The organism is Hydrocoleum sp. CS-953, assembly GCF_002260545.1.
Lineage (GTDB): Bacteria > Cyanobacteriota > Cyanobacteriia > Cyanobacteriales > Microcoleaceae > Trichodesmium.
In genome coordinates, this window is the sequence record NZ_LGSU01000489.1 from 1 (window position 1) to 3,305 (window position 3,305).

Genomic DNA, 3,305 nt, shown 5'->3' on the forward strand with positions numbered 1-3,305 from the left:
CCCTTTTTCCTTCTTGCTTATTCCTTATTCCGTAGGGAGGTTGCATACAACGTCTCTAGAATTTGTCACAAACACTTATCAAATTGGTATAACTCTGGAAACAAGCATTAAACTTAGGAATGATAGTTTGATTACTTATATAACTTAGAGAGAGTGAAGCTTAATCTATTTTAGCTTTGCTTTTTTAATTGTATATTTTATTTAATCAAATCCTTAAATAACTTGACTTGAGGAGACATAAACAGCCTAACCAAAAACAACCTTTAGTAAAGAAAAATCATCACTAAAAACATTACTACCATTCAACTCTCTCACATAGTCCAAGACCTTATCTAGATGACAAAAACCATGTTGATTGTATTCTAAAATTAGATTAATAAAGTTATCTATACCCCAAATTCCACCTCCAGGTTGAGGTATTTCATAAACACCATCACTAAATATGTAAAGGGAGTTAGACTTTTCAACTACACAAGAATCATCTATATAAGTAGCCTCTGGAAACATACCAATAGGCATTCCAGGAGTTTTCAATTTATTGGCCTGAGCGAGCTGACCATCACCTGAAATTAAAATAGCCGGGGGATGACCCGCACTTGCATAGACCAGTTGACCTTGAGAACGATTATAAACACCATACCAAATGGTAAAATATTTGTCATTTTGATAGGTCATCTGGTAAGTATTATTTAAAGCCCTAAGTACATCACTAGGTTGATGGTAATTTATATTAGGTATGGCCTTTGACCTTAACAAATTCAAAACTGAAACTGAAGGAAGTGCTGCCCGTAAACCATGGCCAGCTACATCCAGTAAATATACAGCTAAGTAATTTTCATCTAACCAATAATAATCAAAACAGTCTCCCCCTAACTTGCGAGAAGGAATAAATTGGGATTCAATTTTTACTGGTTCTATTAAAGATTCTGGTAAGAGAGAACACACATAGTCAGCAGCTTCAGCTAATTCTGCTTCTAGTAATTGCTTTTGAGTNCCCGTAAACCATGGCCAGCTACATCCAGTAAATATACAGCTAAGTAATTTTCATCTAACCAATAATAATCAAAACAGTCTCCCCCTAACTTGCGAGAAGGAATAAATTGGGATTCAATTTTTACTGGTTCTATTAAAGATTCTGGTAAGAGAGAACACACATAGTCAGCAGCTTCAGCTAATTCTGCTTCTAGTAATTGCTTTTGAGTCTGTAAATCTTGAGAAAGCTGATGCAGTCGAAGTCCAGCTCTGACCCTAGCCTTCATTTCATTCATTTCTATGGGTTTAGAAATAAAGTCATCAGCACCAGCATCAAGACCTTTGACCCGATCTTGAACCGTTCCTAAAGAAGTTAACAAAATGAAGAAAGTAGTAGACAGATCGGGACTAGCTTTAACCCTACGGCATACTTCTATTCCCGTGAGTCGTGGCATGATCCAGTCACAGATAATCAAAGCAGGTTGCACGAGTTTTGCTTGTTCAAAACCTTCTTCACCATTACTTGCTACTGTCACCTCATAACCCTGTTTCCGCAGAACTCTTTTGAGTAATTCCTGAATGGCAGTATCATCATCAATAACCAAAACTTTATATATCATGGACTTAGTTAAACAATTCACCGTTTCGGCTAAATGCCGACATAAAAGTGAGTAGACCATTAGGAGTTTTTGACTACTCCCCAGATTAAAGTCACGGGGATTAATTATTCTAGGGTTTTGGTGACCAAACTCCTACTAAATAAATGAATAGGGATAAATCAATGTTGGGACAGATATTCTAAGCTGACCACATAAATATTCTTTGAGGACAAGTCAAAATACCCATATGCAGTATGCTTAAGTATCAACCTAACTTTACTGATTATGTTGCCCCATTACAATCTGCATTTAGAGACCCATTATTACCTGTTATCATACAAACCAAGCTTTTAGGTAGTTTTAATTATTTACATGAATTTTATACATATACTCCATAATATAACTTAAAATATACCTGAAATACTATACTAATTATTTAAGAAGCGAAGTGTGACTAACGTGAAAGGTTCTGATAAATTACCAAAATTTCGCAAAGCTTATTTGCAAGTTCATTCAGACCTGGCGGAAAATGACAAAGTTTTGTCATGGTTTGAGCAATTGCATCAAGCACCAATTCCAAAAACAATTTGGTTGCAGTGTGAGTTAGCTTTGGCTGAAGGTTTTACTAATGCAACTCGCCATGCCCATAAATACTTACCTACAGAAACACCTATAGACATTGAAGTTACAATGTATACTGACTGCCTAGAAATTAGAATTTGGGATTATGGTCAGCCCTTTGACTTTACAGAATGGTTAAAAGTACAACCAGAGCCAGATATGTTTGCTCCTGGTGGGCGAGGTATCAAACTGATGTATGCTATAGCAGACGATATTAGTTATACCCGTACATCTGATAATCGTAACTGTTTGTTAATTAGGAAAAATTATTGGTTGTATCCTCAAGTTCAAAATGACAATTCAGATTTTGGTAAAATCTGAATTGTGATAGTGTAAAGATATATATTTATAGTGTAAAGATATATATTTATATTTTTAGATATGAAGGTTTGGTTAGAAAATTTGCCTTATTGTGATTGACATATACTTTACAATATACCTGAAATATTATGTAATTACTTAAGAAGCTAAGTGTGACTAAAGTAAAAGATTCTGATAAATTACCAAAGTTTCATCAAGCTGATTTACAAGTTTGTTCAGACCTGGGAGAAAATGACAAAGTTTTATCATGGTTTGAGCAGTTGCACCAAGCACCAATTCCCAAAAAAGTTTGGTTAGAGTGTGAGCTTGCTTTAGCTGAAGCTTTTACTAATGCAACTCGTCATGCCCATAAATATTTACCTACAGAAACACTTATAGATATTGAAGTTAAAATCTATACTGACTACCTGGAAATTAGAATTTGGGATTATGGTCAGCCTTTTGACTTGCTCAAATGGCTAAAAGAGCAACCCACTCAAACAGATATCTTTGTTGGTGGTGGACGGGGTATAAAATTAATGTATGCTATAGCAGACAATATTAGTTATACCCGTACATCGGATAATCGTAACTGTTTGTTAATTGCTAAAAATTATTTGCCATATTCTCCAGAACAAAATAATACTTTTGATGCTAATATCTAAATCTGGAATTTATCAGGATGAGGCTATGATATTGGTGCTAGGGGGTTCAGCCAAAGTAGGATTTCACGTTTAAGTTTATTTAAGTCCCGATAAACCTCTTGTTCAGCCATTGACCAACGGCGTCTACAGGGGTATATACTTTTCCTAC

Annotated in this window: 3 protein-coding genes and 1 pseudogene; 2 read left to right on the plus strand and 2 right to left on the minus strand. The window is 35.1% G+C overall.

Going from position 1 to position 3,305, the window contains the following annotated elements:
- Nucleotides 1–246 precede the first annotated feature (246 nt).
- Nucleotides 247–993: PP2C family protein-serine/threonine phosphatase (locus tag AFK68_RS04975; protein ID WP_094671839.1), on the minus strand; the 747-nt coding region annotated here is incomplete at its 5' end.
- 1 nt (nucleotide 994) lies between these two features.
- A pseudogene (locus AFK68_RS04980) lies at nucleotides 995–1,589 on the minus strand (response regulator transcription factor); the annotation flags it as partial.
- A 432-nt stretch (nucleotides 1,590–2,021) separates the two neighbouring features.
- On the opposite strand from AFK68_RS04980, the gene AFK68_RS04985 reads away from it, so the two are divergent.
- On the plus strand, nucleotides 2,022–2,513 hold the full coding sequence (locus AFK68_RS04985; protein ID WP_094671837.1) for an ATP-binding protein: 492 nt from the start codon (nucleotides 2,022–2,024) through the stop codon (nucleotides 2,511–2,513).
- A gap of 152 nt (nucleotides 2,514–2,665) precedes the next feature.
- Nucleotides 2,666–3,157, plus strand: a complete 492-nt coding sequence (locus AFK68_RS04990) for an ATP-binding protein (protein ID WP_094671838.1) — start codon at nucleotides 2,666–2,668, stop codon at nucleotides 3,155–3,157.
- Nucleotides 3,158–3,305: the final 148 nt, after the last annotated feature.